Source organism: Rubripirellula reticaptiva (assembly GCF_007860175.1).
In the GTDB taxonomy this organism is placed as follows: domain Bacteria; phylum Planctomycetota; class Planctomycetia; order Pirellulales; family Pirellulaceae; genus Rubripirellula; species Rubripirellula reticaptiva.
On the sequence record NZ_SJPX01000005.1, the window covers coordinates 643,445 to 664,636 of the forward strand.

Genomic DNA, 21,192 nt, shown 5'->3' on the forward strand with positions numbered 1-21,192 from the left:
AAGCCGTGTCCCAGCCCAACGATATGACGTCCCGCGAAACGGGGTTCGACAAAGCTTCGACCGGCAACACGAGGCCCGAGAACGCGTACGCGCCGGACAGTCGATTCGCGAGAAATCAGTTCGGCCCGAACTCTGGTCCACCCAACGAAACAAAGAACGGCCGATGCCTCCTGTTTGGATGCGTCGGCGTTTTCGTGGGTGGACTGCTGCTGATCGTTTGCGCTGGCTTTGCAACCTACTCGACAGTCCGCAAACAGGTCGAAAAGTACACTTCGACCCAACCGATGGAATTGCCCACGGTTCAGTACAGCGAAGAAAAACTCACCGAACTGGAAAACCGTCTCGAAAGTTTCCAGTCGACGCTTGAGGTCGATGATTCGACGGACCAGGAAAGCCCAGGTTCGGCCGAAAGTGTCGCCGCGTCTACTGGCGAAGTTGCTGCCGCCAACGACACCGAAAACATTGCATCGCCTCGCGAGATCAGGTTGTCGGCCGACGACATCAATGCCCTGATCGCGAAAGAAGAAAAACTGCGCGGCAAGGTTCTCGTGCGTATCGACGACGGCAAAGTTTCCGGTGACATCAGCCTGCCGACAGACTCATTCTTGCCAGGATCCAAGGGGCGATACTTTAACGGTTCAGGCACTTTCGACGTTTCACTTGAAGACGGGGTCTTGATGGTGCGACTAGTATCGGCATCCGTCAACGACGAACCGATTCCGGACGCTTTCTTGAACGGTATCAAGGACGAGAACCTGGCCAAAGAAATCTACAAAAATGAAAAGAACGCTAAGATCATCCGCCGCTTCGATTCGATCCGCGTCGAAGACGACAAAATCATCGCAAAGCTAAAAGACGGCGCGTAGAGCGGGCCTGCAAATGACGCCCCCCCCGTGGCACCGCCACTCCGCTGGTGTATCAGCGCAACTCGGCCACGCGCAACTTAGCACTGCGCGATCTGGGGTTTCGGCGAATTTCGTCATCTGTCGGACGCAGTGGTTTTTTCGTCAAGACATTCCACCGCTCGTCGTCACGAAACGCGTTTTTTACGATCCGGTCTTCCAACGAATGAAAACTGATCACGACCAAACGACCGCCGGGTGACAACCAATCCGGCGACGCCTTGATCGTTCGCTCCATAATGCCAAGTTCATCGTTGACCACGATACGCAAAGCCTGAAACGTTCGCGTCGCAGGATGGATGTTGTGATTCTTGCTCGTCGGGACACATCGGCGACAAATCTCGACCAAGTCGTTCACCGTCTTTACCGGATTCTCTTTCCGACGCCGCATCACGATCTCGCGAGCGATCCGACGACTGCATCGCTCTTCGCCGTACTGATAGATCGCGTTGGCAATCTCGTCCTCCTTTTTCCAGGCCAGCCAATCCGATGCCGGGTCGCCATTCTCGGGATCGAATCGTAAATCCAGCGGTCCATCGGCATTGAAACTAAAGCCACGATTCGCGTCAGCCAGTTGGTCGCTGGAAAGCCCAACGTCCAACAAAATCGCGTCCGCCTTGGTGATTTCCATGGCTTCGAGAGCTTTGGGAATCTTTTCGTAGCTTCCCAAAAACACCGTCAATCGCGGATCATGTTGCTCGCTATCGACTCGTTCACTGACCAACGGATCGCGATCAAGACCGATGACGACACCTTCGCCAGGCGGCAACTTTTTGACCAGCAAAGCCGAGTGACCACCGCCACCGTAGGTGCCGTCAACGATGACTTGCGGCGAATGTCCTGTCATCCACTCGACAACTTCGTCGGGCATCACCGGCACATGCACGGTTTCCGCCAACGTTTCGCTTCCGACAGATTCGCTACCAAGATTCTTGTTCGAGTCGACTTCCAATGAATTGGATTCCGAGGTGTTTGATTCAGTTGACAAGCGAGACACTCTTGCTGCAGTGAAGGGCTTCTTCCATGTGATCGCTGATCTCGCGCAGTCGTGTTGGCCCGCCGCCGCCGACCTCGGCCGCCAACCAACCCGTGAATTCAACATCGTGCAGCGCCGTTTCAACCGACGTCCAATCGATGTCGCCTTCGGTAATGTTGGTGAACTTATTTTCGGCGCGAGAGAAGCCTTTGATGTCCAGCTTCTTGATTCGCTTTCCAAGAGTGCGAATCCACTGCGCCGGATCGCCATACTTCCAGTGGTTACCGATATCGAATTGGACACCGACCCAGGGCGAATCAAACGCGTCGACGAACTTGGCCAACTCGTCTGCGGTTTGATCATTCGGGCCATCGTGAACGTAAAGAAAATCGTTCCAAACGTTCTCGATCAAAATCGAAACGCTGTGCTTTTCAGCGACTGGAATGGCTTCGCGAATCGCCGCCATCGCGCGTTCGTAAACCTCGGCGTCGGAACCGTCTTTGCCGTGCGCGGGAACCAACAACATCGACTCGCCGCCAACCGCAGCAGTTTCTTCGATGCCTTTCTTTAACTTTTCGAGTGCCGTGGCACGCACGGCCGGGTCGGGATCGCTGTGCCGCTCGCCCCAGTGATAGCCGCCGACCGAACCGTCGATGATGATGCCGCTGGACTTTGCCGCAGCTTTTGCTTCGTCGATGTCGACACCGGGCACGTTCACTTCGACGCCTTCGAAACCAGCTTCCTTGGCAACGGCAAATCGATCAGCCAAGGTTCCCTTGTTCCCGAGCATTCCAACCTTCAGCGTTTTCCGCAGCCACGGCGAGGCAGTCTCGTCCGCGAAACATGGACGGACGATCGAGGCGCCGGCTACTCCTATGATCCCGGTGCCAACCGTTTTCAAAAAATTTCGCCGACCGGGCATGATTGGCTGATTCATCGACGTGTTCTCGCAGGAGGGGGGAGCATTAGGGGAATGGTGGACGACGCACTGCGTCCTAACCAAGTCCCTATCCTACCTGCCTGCCGATTACCCGACTAGCAATCGTGCCGTTGGATCGATGATTTCCGCATCGCTTTCCAAATTGTCGGATTCGCACAAGTCAATATTCGGCCGCAACGTGGCAAAGTACAACAAGCACGTGATCGCGATGCCAATGCTGCAAACGATCCAAATCGGTTGATAAGCTGGTCCGGTCTCGGTTGCGGTCAAGAACAACGACGCCCCCTCCCAAGATCCATCCGCAATTCGCTCCATCGAAACCGAAAGCGCATTATTGGTGAAGTGGATCAGGATTCCAGGCAAAACGCTGCCCGTGCGAAGAGCGATAAAGCCCAACAATACTCCCATCATCGTCGCCGCAATCGACTGCTGCAGCACGCCATGCGAGATCCCAAACATCAACGCCGAAATCAGAACGGCGCGAAGGTGGTGTCGCTCGCGAACGAGTCCACCAAAGATGAAACCGCGGAAGGCAAGTTCTTCGCAAACCGCCGGAACAAATGCCATCAAGAAAATGACCGTCATCCAAGGCGCTGTGGAAATCTGGTCCGTGAACGGCTTCATCGCGGCAATGGCCTGCTCGCTGATTGGATACGTGTAACTGATCCACTGGGCCAACATCACGTACAACGGATGCAGCGTCACGCCCAACAACACCGCCATTGGAAACGTGGTCCAGTGCGACATCCGAATCCGAAGACTCTTTCGCAGCGATGTGGTCATCATCGTCGCCATCAATAACGCCGGTGCCAAAATCATTCCAATCTGCGGCAACATGATCAGCTTGGCAAAGCCTGCGATCGATGTAGGCATTTCGGTGACGGCCAGCTTACCAAAAAACAACGCCACCAAAATCATGGCACCGCATGCAAAGGCTTGCGACGGAGTCGCTGCGGTTTGGCGGTCTCGCCAAAGGTGACGAACCCAACCACGCAGTTCCCATTGATCGCTGCCGCCGAATAGAACGGCTTCGTCTTCAAATTGCCGGCGCACCCATGAAACGGCCAACCACAAACATCCTGCGGTCACTCCGGCCACCATCGGCAAGTGCCAAAGCGCGTGGGCATATTGTCCTTCGACGAGTGCTCGCACCATCAAGAACATTCCCGTCACGGGAATCAAGCTGGTACCTGCGGTCAGCGTTGTGCCAGGCAACATCGGCAACATCACCAATGGCAATGTCACCATCATCAGCGGCATCAAATAGTACTGACCTTCTTTGCTGCTTCGCGCCATCGCCGCAACCGCCAGCGCCAAAGCACTGAACAGCGCCGACAACGGCACCAGCGCCACCAACAACCATAACATCGGGATGATCGGCGGTGACCCAATCGATCCGCCGACACCGATTTGTTTAAATACAAAGGAACTGGTGACCAACATGCTGGACGCGTTCAAGATCGCCGTCATCATGCTGAAGGTCGTCACGGCGCCAAGCTTGCCCCACACGATTTCGCTGCGAAGCGCCGGGCTACACAGCAGTGTTTCAAGCGTCCCGCGTTCTTTTTCGCCGGCCACCAAGTCGATCGCCGGATAGAACGCGCCGGTCATCGCCCACACCAACATGATGAACGGCAACAACTTGCTCCAAAGCGCTGTTTCACGTGTGCGTTCGGGCGCAATGTCGATGTCCGATAGTTTAAACGGCGACAACATTTTGATGTCGACACCCGAATCACTCAGCCGGTCTTGAACCCAACCACTTTGCCACTTCGACATGATCCGGGTTACACGGTCACGTGCCACCATTGATTGGTCAGATGCGACGTTGTAGAGCAATTGAATCGATGCCGAGTCTTCTTCCGCTCGCTTTTCGGGATCAGCAAAACCAGGCGGAATGATCAGCACGACGTCAAATGCACCGTCGCTGACCCAACCCTTTGCCTTTTGGTCCAAATCGCCAGTGATCGAAGCTTCTTTCCACTGATACGTAATTAGTTCTAGTCGATCGTCATCATCGGCCAGTCCATCTGCAAACACACGGTTATCGGTGTCGATCAGTGGTGGCACATCGGACAAATGATCCGTGCCGACGACACAAACCGATGTCTGGTGTTGACGTGTGAATTGTGCGATCTGCAGCAACAGGGTTCCGACCAGCGGATACAACAGAATCGGCAGGATCGCGATCGTGAATAGTGTTCGCCGGTCACGAAGCTGGTCACGCATTTCCCGTGCATAGATCAACCACACTGCGGACCAGCGCGGCTTACCGGCCTTACGCGCGGCTTTTCGTTTTGCTTCGGAATTCGCACTCATTACGAAACTCCTCCTATCATCGACATTTCATCCAACTCAGCTTCTTCGTGGCGACTCAACAGCCCAAAGAAGAGTTCCTCGAAGTCATCTTCTTGATGCCGTGATCGTAATTCAACCAGCGTCCCCGAATCTAAGATCCGGCCGCGGTGCATGATCGCAATGCGATCGCAGAGCCGTTCGACTTCGCTCATGATGTGAGTCGAAAAGATCAAACACTTTCCTGATTCTCGCAGCGTGCGAACGACGCTCAGCAAATTTCGAGCGACCAACACGTCCAGCCCCAACGTGGCTTCGTCAAAGATCAAAACAGGAGGATCGTGAACCATCGCCCGGGCAATCGAGACCTTTTGCTTCATCCCCGTCGACATCTTCGATCCAGGAACGTCGCGAAACTCGTTCATTCGCAATTGAGTAAACAACGTTTCAAGCCGGTCGCGTAATTCAGCCTTTGGCATCCCGTGCAACTTGCCAAAGTAGTTGACCATTTCCCATGCCGTCATGCGGTCGTAGATCGCTGTGTTGTTGCTGACGAACCCGATATTGCGACGCACTTCGGCGGCGTCTCGAATCACGTCGAAGCCTGCGACCGTCGCGATGCCGTGCGTCGGTGTCAGTACCGTCGACAAAATCCGCATAACCGTCGTTTTGCCAGCGCCGTTAGCACCGAGGAGCCCAAAAATCTCACCGGGCCTGACCGAGAATGACACGCGATCAACGGCGACAAAAGATCCGCGACTCAGATCCTCATACGTTTTTGTCAGATGCTGAACGTGGATCATGGCCGTCTCTCTACAAGGTCAAGGGCGAAGAATGTGCGCAGTACGCAGCGCAATGCAACGCGCGATACCTGAGGTTAGCTCGCCCGAGCGCGCAGCGAAGAGTCAGATTGATCCAATCTGCTGATTCCGTAGCCGCATGCCTGTGCAATCGTCACGAGTGGTACCAATGTCGGCATCACCTGTAGGCGGGGGAAGCGTTTCCCGTCCGTCGACGATGACCGATCCGTGCTGCCCTATCCGTGCTGCCCGATCCGTGCGGAAAGCTAGTCTTTCACCTGCAAGCGAACGACTGGACCAGTAACGGTCGCTAGTGATTCAATTTCCAGAGTTGCTTTGCGAGCAGCACCGGCGGTTGCTTCGTGTGTCATCACAACCAAGGTAACCGGATCGATCTGGGGATCATTTGATCCGTCAGCTTCGTCCGATGTTTCGTGCTGGATCACCGACGCAATCGAAATGCCGTGCTTCGCAAGCACCGTCGCAATCGAAGCCAACGTTCCCGGATGATTCGAAACGGGCAAACGGAAGTAGTAGCGACCAACCAAAGTATCCGCGTCTCGCAACTTGACTCGCGGCGGTTGATCGATCGAAAAATACTCCAGCGTTTGGAACGTCAATCGAGTCCGACCGACGGCCGTGTCGATCAGGTCAGCGACCACTGCCGATGCCGTCGGCATCTGCCCCGCGCCCAGACCGTGATAGAAGACAGGCCCGACCGCATCACCGATGACCCGAATCGCGTTGAACGCATCGCGAACTTCGGCAAGCGGCGTGCCGATCTTGACCAACGTTGGGCCAACCGAGAGCTCAAGACCATCGTCGGCGAGTTTAGCGACGCCCAGCAACTTGATTCGGTACCCCAGTTTGCGAGCATACGTCAAATCATCCGCGGCCAAGCCATCAATGCCTACTCGCGGAATGTCGTTCCAGTCCACCGTGGCGCCGAACGCCAAGTGGGCAAGAATCGCCAATTTCTGCGCTGCGTCGCTGCCGTCAACGTCCATGGCCGGATCGGCTTCGGCGTAGCCAAGTTTTTGGGCTTGGCGAACGACATCGTCGTACGAAGCGCCGCGTTCGTCCATTTGCGTGACGATGAAGTTGCTGGTGCCGTTGAGAATGCCTTCCAGCGAAACAATTTGGTTGGCCGACAAACACTGGCTGATGTTTGCGATGATCGGGATGCCGCCAGCGACCGAGGCTTCGAAGGCGATGCTGCGGCCAAGTTCGCGGGCTCGGTTGAACAGCTCCGGTCCGTGCTGGGCCAACAGTGCTTTGTTGGCAGTGACAATGTCCTTGCCGGCTTCCAGGAGGTCCAGCATGATCGTTCGTGCCGGCTCCAGCCCGCCTATCAACTGGGCAACGACCGTGATTTCTGGGTCGTTCAGTACGTCAGCGATCGAATCAGTCACGACGCCGTCAGGCAGTTCAACGTCGCGAGGCTTCTGAAGATCACGGACAACTGCCTTTTTCAGCCACAGTGTCCGCCCGGCATGCCGCGATGTGCGGTCGCCATGATCGAGCAACAAGCGGGCGACGCCGGTGCCGACGGTGCCCATTCCAACGATTGCGATGTTTGTCTTTTCCATGATCGGGATCTTAATCCGACGACGGAAAGTCCGCGACCCGTAACCAACCTTCCATTGCCACAAGCCGCCAATCAGGTCACAATCTTCCCCACGCGCCCGTAGCTCAGTTGGATAGAGCATCGCACTTCTAATGCGGCGGTCGCAGGTTCGAATCCTGCCGGGCGTGCTGGTTGATGGTCGCGATTTCCAGGTCGCAATGGCGGTCTGTGGCCGGAGACGGGTTTTCTTTCCGGGCGTCGATCCCGGATGGGGCTGATTTCCCACGAACTCTGATCGAGCCATTGGAGACTCTACCGCAGGGATGGTTGGCTTGGATTCTTAGCCACCCATCTCGGTACAAGACGTGCCTGCACCGTTGATCAAGCAAGCAACAGGCCACGCAAACGGTAATCCCAGCGCAGCCGTACTCTTCTTCCTGCTTCCTACGAATTACCCAGTAGGTCAACTCAAAACAAGCCCGCCTAGGGACCGAAGTCAATCGCAGTGTCTGTACACGACCTCATTCAAAGTGTGGGAAATTTCAGACCGAGTACCGACACGTTTGCGATGAAGAATGGAATCGAGGGGCACTTGATGAGACGTTTGCGGAAAAACCAACTCCGATCTTCTCGCCGCCGAACGGCGCGAAGATTGCTGGTTCTTTTGATCGCATCGGCATCGCCGGCCGGACAATCTGTATATGCGCAGGTCCCCACTGGCGCCGACGTGGTGGCTGGACAGGTTGCCATTTCCGAAGCCGGAAACGCACTGAACATCCACGCCGCGACCACTCGCGCAATCGTCAACTGGGATTCGTTCAGTCTCGGCGCGGGAAATGTTGCCAACTTCAATCTGCCCGATGCCAACTCCGCGATCCTGAACCGCGTGACGTCACCAAGCATGCCGTCAACGATCGCTGGCGCGGTCAACTCGAACGGGCATGTCTATCTCGTCAATCCATCGGGCATCGTGGTCAGCTCGTCGGGCATGGTGAATACGAACGGATTCACGGCGTCAACGTTTGACATTGCGAACCAAGACTTCATGGACGGCGGTGCGTTGACTTTTGCGGATAACGGATCGAAGTCGTCGATCGTCAACAACGGGACGATCGCGACAGGCTCCGGTGGGGCTCACTTGATCGCGAACGAAATCGCGAACCACGGCACGCTGACTTCCAATGGCGGGAACATCACGTTGTCGGGCGGCGGACGAGTGACTCTCGACAATGGTGTGACGTACGTCCAGCCAACGCTGGAAACGCTTGCCAGCGGTATCAGTCCGACCGCAGGCTTGATTCAGAATACAGGGACGATTCGCGCGACCGGCGCAGCGACGAGCGGTGGCGAGGTCTATTTGGTGAATCCGAATGGCAAGATCATGCACGATGGAACGATCGCGGCGCAGAATATCGCCAGCAACGGAGATACCATTGGCGGCCATGTTCAACTCGAAGCGGACGAGATCACGCTGACGCAGAATTCGTCGATCGATGCACGCGGCACTCATGGCGGCGGTGAAGTACTGGTCGGTGGCGACTGGCAAGGCTCCGGCGCTATGACTCAGGCGACTACCGTAAAGATGGAAGCCGGCGCGACGATCGATGCTTCGGCAACTGTATCGGGCGATGGCGGAAAAATTGTGCTGTGGTCAGACATTCATAACTTGAATTCCGTCACGCAAGCCTTCGGAACCCTGCTCGCGCGAGCGGGCGAACTGCTGGGCAACGGTGGACAGATCGAAACCTCCGGACATCAGGTTGATACCTCGGGCATCGGCGTTGACGCGGGATCTGAACATGGTGACGCGGGGCATTGGTTGATTGATCCGTACAACTACGTCATCGATGCGATTGCGGCCAGCAATATTGTCAGCGCGTTGAATTCGAATACCAGCGTGACCGTCACCACGACGGCCAATGTGTCGGCGTTTGGCAGTTCCGGCAACAGCAGCGATGCGGGCGACATCACCATTAGCGCTCAGATCGATGCAACGGGCACAGGCTCTCTGACTCTGGATGCGGCTCGCGACATCATCATTTCACAACAACTTGTTCGAGTCACCGGCGATGGGGCCAATATCAATTTGTTGGCTGGACTTAACATTGTCGAGGACCAAACGAGCGGGGGCATCAAGCTGGAGACCGGCACAGGTAACATCGTATTGGCGGCTGATGCCGATGGTAACGGCAGCGGCGTGATCGACTTCCGTACGTCGGGCGTGTTGGACTTTCTAACAAACGGTGGTGACATCACTTTCGGTGGCGGAGATGCGACCGCAAGTGGGTACGCCCAAGGCTACGATGCCAGCACGAATGAAGCGGTCCACTTTGCCGATTCCAGTGCGGTCACCATCCGTTCCAATGGAGGCGACATCAGCCTGAAAGGACGCTCGTCGACCGCTACTGCTCCAAACAGCAACGGTGCCTTTGGAGTTGGCTTTTTGAACAATAGCAGCGTTACGATCGATAGTGGAGTCGGAACGATTTTGATCGAAGGCATCAGCCAGCAGGCCGGTAGCAGCTCCAGTACCGGTCAGGGCGTCTACTTTCTGGGTGGCAACACGACGATCAAATCTGCCAACATAACCAGTGATGCGATTCGAATCATTGGCGACGCCAGCGCTTCCAAGTCAACGAACAGTTACGGTGTCGAGTTTGATTCGAACGCGTACATTCATGCCACCGGCGTTGGTGGCGGGATTCTGATCGATGGTCATGCGGGAACCGCCAGTTCCGACTTGATGATGCGTTCTCATACGTACGAAATCCTTGCCAATGGCGGCCCCATATCGTTACTCGGACATAAAGCGGATGGTCTGTTCACCATCGGCGGCAGCTCCAACATCAACATCGGTTCGAAGACAGGAACCGCCGTTGCGACGAGTGCCAGCGACGTGACGATTCAGTTTGATCAGTACTCCTTCAACGGTTACTCGCCCAAAATCGCAACCAGCGGTGACGTGCTGTGGTAGTCGGCCAGCGATTCCTTTGGCGAAAACATCAGCACGAACTGGTTCAATTGGAATTCTCAGGCCGGGCAGTCGATCGGTGGTCTGACGATTGGCAAAACGACGAATACCGCGAACGTCACGATGAACATTGGTGACAACGGATCGTCAACGAATCCTCTGACGATCGGTGGTGGATTGAATGTTTATGGCGGTGTCGTCAGCGTCAGCAAAGGCATCACTAGCACCGGGACTGGCGACATCTTCCTGCAAGGGGCGACGGCGGCAAATGCATCGCTCAACATCAGCGGCAACATTCTGAAAACTGGCGGCGCGGCGAGCACGTTGACGCTCAAGGGCGCGGGCCGCGTCACAGTGAACAATGCGATCACCGCGACCAATCCTGGCGGCATGAATGTGGTGCTGTGGTCGGATTACGACGGCGGCGATCAAGGTGGCGTATCGATACTCAACTCGATCAGTACCGGCGGTGGGCACTTTTGGGCGGGCGGCAGCGATACGGTTGCTGGCAGCAATAATTGGAACGGCTTGACGGTTGGCAACGGTCCCTCGGTCGGTGGCAACGGCTACAACCACAACGCACTGGATCTGTATGGCAACATCACCACGGCAGGCGGTGATGTGCTGTTGTGGGGAGGGAATGGGTACAGCACAGGAACGAGCGGACTGGGTGTATCTGGAGCCCGCACGATCGATAGTGGTTCCGGCGATGTGACTTTGATCGCGGACGATGTGGTCGGTGGAACGATCGAAGTCAACTCGACGGGGCACTTCACCTACAAGCCGAACAGCAACACGCTTCTGGGCGTCGGTGGACAGCTCGATTTTGACGGCAATTTTAGCGGCAGCTCTTTCATCGGCACCGGCGACACCAATTGGTTGCGATTCACAAACTACAGCGCGCTCGGCGGTTTGACGTTGGGTACGTCGGGCATGACGAACAACATTCGCGTTTTTGATACGATCGACGTGAATGGAAGGATCGAGCTTTACGGCGCTGACTTGATCATTGATGCAGGAGTCGTCTTGGACTCGACCGGTGGCGGTACCGCAGCGGATATTGTGCTGCACGGCAGCGGCAGTGTAACCGTTCCCGAGGCGATCATTTCCGGCGGCGGCGTTGACATCCATGGCAACACCGTTTCCTTGGGTTCTTCCATACAATACACCGGCGATGCGTCCATTATCAGCGACAATGGCGACCTCAACTTCTACGGCAATCTGGAAAAGTACGGCGGCGCCGAGTCCAGCACTCTGCTGAAGTCGAGTCGCCACATTGTCCTTAACAGCGGCGCGAGTCTTTTGACCTCGAGCGGAACACAGAACGTCAAATTGTGGGCGGATAGCGATAACTCTGGCGACGGCATCAATATCTTTAGCTCGCCAACGATCGCAACCAACGGCGGTTCGTTCACGGTCGGCAATGGCAACACAGCGTCGATTGGCGGTTCGACTGTTAAAGTTGGTGGTGATATCTACATCAATGGATCGAGTGCGCAAACCATCAACACGAACGGTGGCGACCTGACGATCAATGGCGAAACCATTGCAGCCAACACGAATGGAGTGACATTCGAATCTGCCGGCGGCAACATTGTCTTTGGTGGAGTATTGAATTCGGGCAATCAGTACACCTACGTCGATGGTCCTGATGGACAAGCAAATTCGTGGGACTGGGCAAGGGCGAATGCCAAGAACGGCACGGCAGGTGGTGCGGCACTCGGTGATAGCTACATGGCTACGATCACGTCGCGACTGGAAAACGCGATCGCTGGAATCGCAGCCGGATATCGCGGCGCCTGGATCGGTGCCTACCGCGATACGGCCACACCGAACGATTGGGTTTGGGCGGATGGCCCCGAAGCCGGCCAGCATTTCTTCACGCAGGGTGGCAGCGGCGGAGGCTCTCCGGAGAGCGGCTGGTATGCCAACTTCGGTACCGGAGAACCCAATGGAACGGGAACGACCGGTGAAACTCGTGGTCAGTTCTTCGGCAACGCCGGACAATGGAACGACTTGGGTTCAGGAACTACGTTCGCAGCCACACAGGACTCAGATTACGCGGTACTCGGCTACGTTCGTGAAACGAATCTTGCACCAACGATGATCGCCATCAACGCTGGATCAGGGACTGTCACGTTCGATGGCGGTGTCGGAAGTAGCAAGGCACTGGCTTCGTTGGCTGTGACTGCCGGTGCAGGCATTCACATCAACGGAGGTCAAGTCAAGACGGAAGGAATCCAAACGTACAACAGCCCGGTCGTACTGGGTAACCATACTCACTTCTCAACGATCCAAAACGACATCTTTTTCAACTCCACTGTCGATTCTGATGACGTCGCCAACCAGTGGAACCTAACAGCAACGATCACCCCCAGCAACGTTTATCACTGGGTCGATTGGTCGACGTGGGATGAAGCCAGCAAGACCGCAACCGGCACGATCACGGTTGGCTCGGATGTCATCATAGTCACATATCACAATCCGCAAGGAATCTTCGAAGCACAAACTTCAGGCGGAACGAATTACTGGACCGGACGCAGTGGCGGCGCGTTTGTTGGCGATTCACCTTACATCAGTTCCAACGTGGCCAACGGTCCTTCGACATCCGACATCATCAAGTTGGCATACGCGGGCTCCCAAACATTGACCTTCAGCGAATCGGTGGAAAACCTCGCGTTCAGCATCATGAGCATGAACGGCAACGGATACGGATTCGATCAGGATTTTACGATTGAATCCTATTCGGGATTGAACGGTGCCAGCCCCGGCTATTTTGGCGCAGGCACACTAAGTAAATCCATCTTGGGAGACACATTCCAACTCAATGACGGTGGAGTCAACGTGGCAAGCGATGGTGGAAACAGCGAACCGCACGGGACCATTCGCTTTGGCAATGCCTTCTCGACGCTAACGTGGGACAGCCTTAGCAACGAAACCTGGAATGCGTTTTCCATCGGAGTCAGCGGGACGAGTGCCACCGCAGGACGCGTGCAATTTGGTGGAGCGGTTGGCAGCAACGCGGCGGTTGGTGACATCGCCGTCAACGCGGCCGTTCGAACGACCGCTAACATCGCCGCGGCCTCTTCGTTTGACGTGACCGGACTCACCAGCCTCGGTGGCGACATCACCACCACCGGAAACCAAACCTTCGGCAGCGCAGTCACGCTGGACACCGATCTGGCGTTGACAACAACGGCGAACGGCAACGTCAAAGCCACAGGCACGATCGACGGTGCACATGACCTCAGCGTTGAAACCAACGGCACCGGGGACGTCACCATCGGCGGCAGCGTTGGCGGTAACAACGCATTAACGAACTTGACCATCGACACCGTTTCGCTCGACGCCCAAGCGATTTCGCTGGCGGACGACGCGGCGTTGGCTGTCACCAATAGCGGTGCGAGCGAAATTGCCGGCGTGATCTCGGGCACCGATGCCACACTCACCAAAGACGGTGCCGCATCTTTGACGCTTTCAGGAACAAACACCTATTCCGGCAGCACCACCGTTTCGGGCGGAACACTGTCGATCACCACCGACGCTAATCTGGGCACCGCACCGTCCACCACAACCCAATCCCATCTGACCCTCGATGGCGGCGCGCTGTTGGTCACCGCTAACACGACCCTCAGTAGCAATCGCGGCATGGAGCTGGGTAACGACGGCGGTACGATCGAAATCGCGACTGGGACGACAACACAGTACGCTGGCATCATTGCGGGCAGCGGCGACTTGACCAAATCAGGTGCTGGCATACTGAAACTATCCGGCCAGAACACCTATACCGGTGCAACAACGGTCAGCGGCGGGATCGCGGAAACCAGCCACGCATCTGCGCTTGGTAATAACTCCGCCGTCACGCTGAACAACACTGCGGGCGTTACTCTGAACCTGCTTTCGGAGCTCGCAATCGGTTCGTTGACAGGTGGCGGCACCACGGGCGGCAATGTCTCGCTCGGCACTTCAACGCTCACCATCGGCGACGACGGCACATCGACAACCTTTGGCGGCGGGATCACTGGCACCGGTGGCCTAAACAAAAACGGCACCAGTGAATTCACCGCAACCGGATTGGCCACTTACACCGGCAGCACTGCGGTCGCCGCAGGATCCATCGTCTTCCAGAATAATGCGGCTCCGTTGACCAGTGGTTTCACCGGTTCGGGAACCGTTACGATCGAGCCTTCCGGCACCAGCTTCTCCAGTGGTGTAATCAGCAACTACCATTTCGCCAACACACTCAGCGGCCTGATGCTCGGCAAGTCCGGCAACACGTCCGAGATCACCGTCAACAGTGTCACCAGCATCAACGGTGACGTCGCCATTCATGCCGGCAACCTGGCGATTATCAACACGCTTGCCACCACTGCCGGCAACACAACCACGCTCGGTGTTTCCGGCAATGCGACGCAAACGACCGCCATCACGACGGACAACCTCGCCCTGCAAGGAACCGGTAACTTTACGCTCGACAACAACGCGAACTCAGTCGGAACGCTCGCTGGTGGCGAGACAGGAACACTGCTCGGCAACCTCGCGTTTGTCAACAACGCAATATTAACGGTCGGCACCGTCGGATCACAAACCGGCATCGCCGCCAGCGGTACCGTCAATCTTGCAACGCAGTCCGGCGACCTCACGATCACACAGAACGTTGCGACCACCAATACGACCGCTTCGGCAATCACGCTCAATGCCGGACGATCCACATCCGCCGGCACCGCTTCGGGCGGCAACCTGATCCTCAGTAATTCCCATTCCATCACGGTCGGCACAGGCGGACGTGCCACGTTCTACACCGGAGGCATCGCGGACAGCTTGGGCCTAACCGACGCGGTCGGCAGCGGCAGTGGTCGCTTCCGTTACAACAGCGACGAAGCCGACACGAACTATTCGCTTTCACTGGGCACTGGACCGTTCGGAATCTATCGCGAACAACCCTCCATCACCATTACCGCCATCGACGCGTCCACCACCTACGGCACCGCACCCACGTTAACGACGTCAATTGATTCCCAAAACGGCGACACGGCCGCGCAGGCATTTAGCCTTGCACCAACCATCACCGTTGGCGGAGACCAATCGACCAGCGGCAACTTCATTGCTGGCGATCACTCGCTAACAGCTTCTGGCGGTACCAGCCAACTAGGCTACGCGATCAATGGTTACTCGGGCGGAACCTTGACCGTCAATCAAAAGCCCATCTCCGTCCCAGTCGTGGTAGACAACAAAGTTTACGATGGCTCCACAACGGCCCAAATGAACGCCACCTCTAGCGGCGTGGTGGCAACTGATGTTGTAACGATCGGCGGCACCGCCACCTTCGCCAACAAGAACGTTGGCACGGGCAAAACCGTCAACATCACCGGGCTGAACCTCACCGGCACCGACGCGGCAAACTACTCCCTCGCCAGCACAACGGACACGTCGACCGCCGACATCACTCCGCTCTCCATCAACGTCACCGGACTCACCGGCGAGAACAAAGTCTACGACGGCACCACCCTTGCCGCGCTCAGCGGCACGGCGACGACCGCCCCAATTGTTGGCGACGACTTGCAAGTTGTCGGTTCGGCGATCGCCAGCTTTGCGGACAAAAACGTGGGCACATCCAAGTCGATCGTCGTCAGCGGTCTCTCGCTGGCAGGCGACGATGCGAACAATTACAACATCATTCAACCCAGCGGTCTGGCCGCTGATATCACTCCCGCACCGCTGACCATCATTGCCAACAACGACGCCAAGTTCGTCACCAAGATGGATTTGGCAGGTTACGCCGGTGCCAGCTACCGCGGCTTTGTCGCGGGCGAAGACATTTCGAATCTGACCGGTTCGCTGTCGGTCTTGCGAAGTGGAATAGGCAGCGACGAGTCTGCAGGTATCTACGCCGACGCATTGGCCGCCAGCGGTTGGAGTTCCAGCAATTACGACATCACCTATGTCACCGGCGATTACACAATCGTCCCAGCCGATCAACTGCTGGTGCGCTTCGACAACAGCAGTTCCACCTACGGCGACCTGCTTGGCCTGCAACTTCTATCCGCCCAATACATGGACACTAGCGAAACCGTTCACACCCTCACCCCGACGTCCGCGGTCAACGGTCATTACGCATTTGACGACGGAGTCGGTGGCACGGCCGCGTTCGACGTTGTCCTCGACGGATCGTCGCTCAGCACATCCAACTACACCAATGCCGGAGCCTTCGCACTCGGCATGGAAAACCTTGATGTCACCAGCGGCAACTTTTCGAACAGCGTCAGCATTGTCGGCAACCATACCGTCAACCGAGCCGCAATCAACGTTAGTGCATCCGGGGTTAGCAAGACGTACGAAGGCAACACCGCCATGGTCAACCTCTCGCTGGACCAAACTGGTGACGTGAATGGCGACGTTTTGACATTGAACGGCCAAGGCAGTTACGCCGATCGACACGCCGGAACCGGTCTGGCCTACACGGTCGGCAACCTGGAACTCGGTGGCACCGACGCCAACAACTACTACCTGACTGTTGGAAGCACCTTCACTGCCAACGATGGCGTGATCACGCCAAAAAACGTGACCATCACCGCACCACCGGTCGCCAAGGTCTACGACGGCAACACCAACAGCGTCGCCACGACGCCCCAGTTGCAAGCCTTCACCACGGCCCTGGGCATCACCGGCGACAGCGTTGCCTCGATCACCCTGACCTACGACGACAAGAACGTCGGCACCGATAAAACGCTGACGGCATCCAACATCGCGATCAACGATGGCAATGGAGGTGGCAACTACAACATCACCTTCACTGACAATGCAGACAGCAGCATCACACGGCTGGGCACGGTCACCTGGATCGGTGGCACGACCGGCAACTGGAACGATCCCGCCAACTGGGCCGGCGGCGCAGTTCCCGACCTCGCCAATGTCGCCAACGTGATCATCCCCCAAGGCGTCACACCGACGTTCGACAACAGCGTCAACGGACCCGTCGAAATCGATTCGTTACTGGGCGGCAACTTGCAAGTCGACAGCGGCACGCTGAACGTCGATGGCAGCTTGGATGTCGATACTTTCACGCAAGACGGCGGGACCGTGACCGCCGGCACCTTCCACGCGGACGACGTTACCCAGAACGATGGCGTGATCGAAGTCGATGGTAACTTCACCGTCCACAACAGCTTCACGCAGAGCAGCACTGGCACGATCGACGTCACCGGCGACGTTGACATCACGCAGACCAGCGGCGACTTGACGGTCAACAACCTGTCCGGCGGCAACGTCAAACTGGACGGCCAGACTGGCGGCGTCAACCTGCACGACCTGACCGCCACCGGCAACCTCGTCATCGACGCGGCCGGCGACATCACCCAGTCCTCCACCGGCACGATCACGGTTGGCGAAACCACCACGCTCACCGCTGGCGGCAACATCGATCTGGACGGAACCAACAACGACTTCGCCGGCCCCGTCCACGCGACCGGCCACGACATCAACCTCGTCGACGGCCACGGCGGATTGACGCTCGGCAACATCGACGCCAACGGTGACTTCGATGCCACCTCCACCGATGGCGACATCACCCAACATCCCGGCACCACCGTCCAAGTCGACGGCGAAACCACGCTTGCTGGCGACGGCGATGTGATCTTGGGCAATATCGGTAACGTCTTCACTGGCATCGTCAACGTGCTCGCTGACAACGGCATCATCCGCCAATCAACCGGCGATTTGCTGCTGGGCAACGTGCAAACCACCGGTGACTTCACCACCACGGCCAACAACGGCAGCGTCGGTCAATCGCCGACCTCGACGATCGACGTCGCCGGCAACAGCAGCTTCACCGCCAAGACCGCCATCAACTTGCCCAACGCGGGCAACCGACTCGGCCAACAAACCACTGTCAATGCACCACGCTTCGAGCTCAATTCGCTCGATCCGCTGGACATCATTCGCACCGGAGCCGCCCTCGGCGATTCCGCGCTCAGCAAGTCCGTCTCGGATACCACCAACGACACCTTTACCCGCCCTGCCTCGGCATCCCAGACCGATCCCAACTCCGGTGCAAACACCGGACAACGCCCCAACGGCTGGTTTGAAACATTCAAGATGTTCGTCACCAACTTGGTAACACGCGGATCGGACAACTCCGTCAACGGCCAAGCGGAAGGGTTGAGCGCCGAGCAAACTGGCGACGAAACCTACCTCCGCCGCCAAGGCCCAACGTAACGATCTTCTTTACCGCATAGCTCTTCTCGCTGTGATAGAAAAGCCGCACAAACACTTTGCCATCTCAGAGGGAGGGTGAAATGCAGACGCGATGCAACGGTCTCTGCCAGGCGGTCGAGGGTTGGTGGGACACTCCGGTCGCAACGTTTCGAAAAGTGGTTCCAGTCGTAGAGATTCTGCGGGACTTAGCTCTACCATTTTTGCCGAGCGAATCGATCTGCTTTGCCGCGCATGATGATCGCAGTTCTTTCCGCGTCCCTTTCTGCCGTGAAATTTTATCAAATCAAAGCGTGCCGTCCCGATTTCCCCCGTAAGGCAACTTTCTTTGGCTTAGAGTTGTTCGCCCCAGCAATTTGGATGTCGTTACAGGAACCGGAAATGACCGATTGGGGGAAACCAACGCAATCGAACGACGTGTTTGTCGAATCGACAAACTCAGAGCAACTACGTGCGCAACGAGTATGGCTATTCGCTTCCGTGATGAACGCGACCTGGCTCTTCTTTGCCATCTTTCTTTGGTGGCGTCAATTTTCAATCGCAGCTCAAGAGTGCGTGCTCGCTTTCACGACGATCTCGCTGATCAATTTCGTTTATCGGAAGAGCAGCCAATTCAGTCGCGTGATGAATTTAAATCTGGCAACCAGCGCCGTGGGACTGTTCTGTGTGTCAGTGAGTGCCCCCGCGATGCACGGAACGATGCTTTTCTACCCGGTTTCGATCTTGGTCGCATCGCAACTTCTTGGCGTCCGCTCCGCATTGTGTTGGTTCTGCATCAATCTTGTCGCCATGAGCGGTTTCTTCTTGTGGGTCGATGGAGTTGAGGCTCTGTTCTCCTCGACGAGGTTCGATGAACTGATTCTTTTGCTTGGCGTTGCTGCGTGTGTCTATTTTTGCTGTCGCCAAGGTGAGGAGTACTATCGCAGGCGAACGGAAGGACTGATTGAACTAAGCAACGACCTGAAAGCAAAAAGCGAAACGCTTCATGCGCTCGCTACCACGGATGCCCTGACCGGATTAATGAACCGGTTTCAGTTCCAAGAACGGCTTCGAGAAACGCTGCAAGAATCACTAGCTCAATCAACGCCGATGGCACTCTTCATGATCGACATGAATGGATTCAAGGACATTAACGACACGCTTGGGCATCCGGTCGGCGATGAAACGCTGATTTCAATCGCGAACCTGTTGAAGGAAAGATTTGGCGAGGAAGCCGAAGTGGCAAGACTGGGGGGCGACGAGTTTTGCCTGATCAAGACCGACGTGGGTAGTCTTGAAGACACCGATGCGATGGCTCAAGCCGTCGTTGAATTGTTGACGCATCAATTTACGTTGGCTGATTGCAGCTTTCCGCTGAGCGCCAGCGTTGGCTATTGCCTGATTCCTGAACACGCGACGACGGACAAGGACGCACTCGCGTTCGCAGACACCGCCATGTTCCACGCGAAGGAACATCGGAAAGGGTACGCTCGATACGAATCGGAAATGACGGAAGTACTGGTAGAGTATCGAACAACCCAAGAGAAGCTTTCCCTGGCCCTGCAGCGAGATGAGTTTTTTCTCGTATACCAGCCGCAAGTTAGTTTTGATAGCGGAGTTGTCACCGGCGTGGAGGCTCTTCTGCGCTGGCGAAGCGAAGGCGAAATCGTGCCGCCCGGGCGATTCATTCATCTATTGGATCGAAGCCGTGAAATCTTGCCCGTCAGCAATTGGATCATTCGGCAAGCCTGCCGCCAATTGGCTCAGTGGGATGCAGATGGATTCTCCATCACGATGTCAGTCAACGTCAGCGCCCTGCAATTCGCGGATCCCGATTTTCATGCGACTGTGCTAAACGCAATCGAAGAGTTTGGAGTGGACCCGAAACAACTCGATTTCGAAATCACAGAGGGCTTGCTGATCGACGAAGTCGCGGTTGCGGTCGAAAAACTGAATCAACTCAAAGAGCTTGGTGCAAGCATTAGCATCGATGATTTTGGAACCGGCTATTCTTCGTTGGCATACCTGCGTCAATTTCCAATCGACCGGCTTAAGATCGACCGAGCTTTTATCAAGGATTTCCCGGACTCCGATGATGGAATGATCGCGACAAGCATCATTGCGTTAGCGAAGTCATTGGGTCTTAAGGTTCTCGCAGAAGGCGTTGAAACGAAGACTCAACTTGAATTCCTTCGGTATCACGATTGCGGCGAATACCAAGGCTACTATTTCAGCCGACCAGTGCCACCCGAAGAGGCTGCTGCGTTGTTTACGATTGCGAATCATCCAGAGTCGCCGCAACCGCACGCATTCGCCAAGGGCTAATTGATCGCCTGCCAGTTCAGTGGAACCGCGTGGTAAGTCGATGATGCATGTATCGATTCGCGATTATCGATGGCTGTTGTGTTGGACGGCGAAGCAGAGCGACCTGCACCACGCAAACACGGACGATGCGTCCTTCCAAAACGCAGAGCCAATCAGGCAGCGCGAGTATTCCGCTGCCTTGCCCGGGTGCCTGAATTTTGTAACCGGCCAGAGGCAGCCCGCGACT

9 protein-coding genes and 1 tRNA gene are annotated in these 21,192 nt (G+C 56.4%); 5 read left to right on the forward strand and 5 right to left on the reverse strand.

The genetic code is table 11. The features are described from left to right. The first annotated feature begins 5 nt into the window (after positions 1-5). Entirely contained in the window at positions 6-866 is an 861-nt protein-coding gene (locus tag Poly59_RS23550; protein ID WP_146536540.1) for a hypothetical protein, read from the forward strand. A gap of 52 nt (positions 867-918) precedes the next feature. Here the strand turns inward: Poly59_RS23550 and rsmH are convergent, their stop codons facing one another. The 5 genes from rsmH to Poly59_RS23575 form a co-directional block, all read right to left on the reverse strand. Continuing rightward, the gene (rsmH, locus tag Poly59_RS23555) at positions 919-1,854 is read right to left on the reverse strand and encodes a 16S rRNA (cytosine(1402)-N(4))-methyltransferase RsmH (RefSeq protein ID WP_390621529.1); all 936 of its coding nucleotides are present in this window, start codon (positions 1,852-1,854) and stop codon (positions 919-921) included. A gap of 25 nt (positions 1,855-1,879) precedes the next feature. Continuing rightward, positions 1,880-2,815 carry a sugar phosphate isomerase/epimerase family protein gene (locus Poly59_RS23560; protein WP_146536542.1) on the reverse strand — a complete coding sequence of 312 codons (936 nt, stop codon included), beginning with the start codon at positions 2,813-2,815 and terminating at the stop codon, positions 1,880-1,882. Between the two features lie 90 nt (positions 2,816-2,905). After that, positions 2,906-5,137 carry an ABC transporter permease subunit/CPBP intramembrane protease gene (locus Poly59_RS23565; protein ID WP_146536543.1) on the reverse strand — a complete coding sequence of 744 codons (2,232 nt, stop codon included), beginning with the start codon at positions 5,135-5,137 and terminating at the stop codon, positions 2,906-2,908. After that, entirely contained in the window at positions 5,137-5,916 is a 780-nt protein-coding gene (locus tag Poly59_RS23570) for an ATP-binding cassette domain-containing protein (protein ID WP_146536544.1), read from the reverse strand. Before Poly59_RS23570 ends, Poly59_RS23565 begins: the two co-directional genes overlap by 1 nt. A gap of 263 nt (positions 5,917-6,179) precedes the next feature. Continuing rightward, positions 6,180-7,502: a homoserine dehydrogenase gene (locus tag Poly59_RS23575; protein ID WP_186776472.1), complete on the reverse strand. Its 1,323-nt coding sequence runs from the start codon at positions 7,500-7,502 to the stop codon at positions 6,180-6,182. A 92-nt stretch (positions 7,503-7,594) separates the two neighbouring features. Between Poly59_RS23575 and Poly59_RS23580 the strand changes: the two genes are divergently transcribed. The 4 genes from Poly59_RS23580 to Poly59_RS23590 all read left to right on the forward strand — a co-directional run bounded on the left by Poly59_RS23580 (position 7,595) and on the right by Poly59_RS23590 (position 20,966). After that, positions 7,595-7,668, forward strand: a tRNA-Arg gene (locus tag Poly59_RS23580). Positions 7,669-8,048: 380 nt separating this feature from the next. Beyond that, positions 8,049-10,454, forward strand: coding sequence for a two-partner secretion domain-containing protein (locus Poly59_RS29735; RefSeq protein ID WP_246151887.1), 2,406 nt, complete (start codon positions 8,049-8,051; stop codon positions 10,452-10,454). A gap of 120 nt (positions 10,455-10,574) precedes the next feature. After that, positions 10,575-18,665 (forward strand): beta strand repeat-containing protein, encoded by an 8,091-nt coding sequence (locus tag Poly59_RS23585; RefSeq protein ID WP_186776473.1) that lies wholly within the window; start codon positions 10,575-10,577, stop codon positions 18,663-18,665. Between the two features lie 267 nt (positions 18,666-18,932). After that, the gene (locus Poly59_RS23590; RefSeq protein ID WP_186776474.1) at positions 18,933-20,966 is read left to right on the forward strand and encodes a putative bifunctional diguanylate cyclase/phosphodiesterase; all 2,034 of its coding nucleotides are present in this window, start codon (positions 18,933-18,935) and stop codon (positions 20,964-20,966) included. Positions 20,967-21,192 lie beyond the last annotated feature (226 nt).